Raw genomic sequence first — 2,028 nt, 5'->3', positions numbered from 1 at the left:
AGCTTTGTCTGGTCAGGTCTTTCAACCCCTTCAGTTACAACACTTATTCCCAGTTCATTGGCCATTGAAACTATGTTCTTAAGAACTATCTCATCGCTCTTATTTAGTTCTTCATTATTGATGAAGGATCTGTCTATCTTGATCACTGAAACAGGGAAATCTCTTAGAGTGGAAAGAGATGAATACCCGGTTCCAAAGTCATCGATGGCGGTAGCAACTCTTTGTTCCTTAAGTGTAGACAAAAAGCTGGTCATAAGTATTCGCTCATCTTCACTGGCTGTTTCAGTAACTTCTATCTCAATGAGGTTTCTATCGATTCCATAGCTGTCTATGATATCTGTTATCTCTTTTGCAAGATTCTTGTACTCAAGGTCCTTCCTTGAGAAGTTCACAGAAACCTGAACAGGTTCGATGCCCTTGTCTATCCAGTTCTTTAAGTATTCACAGGTCTTCTTAAGTACGTACAGATCAAGACTTACCACCATTCCCTCTCTTTCAAGAATAGGAACAAATTCAGTAGGATACAGGACAAGTCCGTTACAAAACCATCTTGCAAGGGACTCAGCACCAACTATCCTGCCAGATGTGGTATCAACCTTGGGCTGAAGGTAAATTCTAAACTCGTCGCCAGCAAGGGCCACCTCGAATCTGTCTTCAATCTGTTTTTGTCTGTATATTCTGGTGCTCATTGCCTTATTTACAAATACATAAGGCTTATTGGCAACATTCTTTGCGTAGTTGCAAGCCATTGATGCTCTTGAAATAGCCTGTCCTGGGGCCTTCATGGACTCGTCAATGGCATATACTCCTGCCACTGCTGCAATATTTATATCATCTTTCTTATCATTCTTGACTCCATATACAGGAACAGAAGATATGTATTTCAGGAACTTTTTAGTCCTTTCCTTTTTGATGAGAGCGGTATAGTTGTCACCTCCAAAATGGGATATGATCTCATCTTCCTCTTTAAATTCACGTAGCTTGGCGGCGTATCTTTTCATGATCTGATCGCCTTCAGCAGTGCCATAACGCCTGCTTATAAGACCAAAGCTCTTTAAGTTGAAATTGATAGAATCATACTTCATGATCTCGCCACTTTGAAATTTTTCTGTGACAAATTTGATAAAGCCGCCAGAGTTTGGAAGTCCTGTTAAGAACTGGGTCATGGCGCTTTTCTTTACTTCATTTATAAGTAAAAATCTCTCCATATGGAAAGATAAAATATCTACTATAAAGGAAAAACTCTTATACTCCTCATCAGTCCACTTCTTGTCCTCAAAAAGGAACACATGATACATTATGACCCTGTCTCCAGACATATTGCTCTTAAAGACGTAAGCTGGTCTTGAATCAGTTATCACCGGTCCAAAAAGAGGGATGATCTTAGGAGGTTCTGATGCCTTGTCAGACTCTGGCTTAAAAGAAACTATAGATAAAACTGAGCGCACAAAAAACTCCTTGGAAAGATCTGCCAGGGCACTCGGCGATACTTCAGGAGTTATCTCTTCTTCAGAAAGAATCTGTATGAAGTTTTCAAAGCTTCTTTCAAAAATCATATTAATATTTTATAAAATTTTTATCATTTTTTCAATAAATATTTACAGGCATGAAAAAAGCTGCGCTACGCGCAGCCTTTTCATATAGTTAAATTATTTCTTGTTAACAAGATCCTTAAGAGCCTTACCAGCCTTGAACTTAGGTGCTACAGAAGCAGGAATCTTGATAGCAGCGCCAGTCTGAGGATTCTTACCAGTTCTAGCAGCTCTCTTAGTTGTCTCGAAAGTACCGAAACCAACAAGCTGAACTTTGCCCTTCTTCTTGAGCTCCTTTGTTACTGTGTCTGTGAAAGCGTTCAGTGCTGCAGCCGCATCCTTCTTAGAAAGTCCAGCTTCCTTTGCGATTGCATCGATAAGTTCTGTCTTATTCATTTGGTTTTCCCTCCAAAAAGAAATTATTTACTACATTGCCTATTCTACTACTATTTGCGTCCACAAACAACCTAAAAATGCCGAAAAAAAGGGATTTTTT

General features: G+C 39.3%; 2 protein-coding genes. Both read right to left on the bottom strand.

All coding sequences use genetic code 11. The annotated features are described in order from the left end of the window. Positions 1 to 1,556: GGDEF domain-containing phosphodiesterase (locus J6I68_RS15125; RefSeq protein ID WP_292221542.1), on the bottom strand; the 1,556-nt coding region annotated here is incomplete at its 3' end. A gap of 93 nt (positions 1,557 to 1,649) precedes the next feature. After that, positions 1,650 to 1,928 (bottom strand): HU family DNA-binding protein, encoded by a 279-nt coding sequence (locus J6I68_RS15120; protein WP_013280467.1) that lies wholly within the window; start codon positions 1,926 to 1,928, stop codon positions 1,650 to 1,652. Positions 1,929 to 2,028: the final 100 nt, after the last annotated feature.

Origin of the sequence: Butyrivibrio sp. (genome assembly GCF_017940685.1) — a bacterium.
Lineage (GTDB): Bacteria > Bacillota > Clostridia > Lachnospirales > Lachnospiraceae > Butyrivibrio.
Note: the sequence above shows the minus strand (reverse complement) of the source record. Positions and strands in the feature narration are given on the sequence as shown.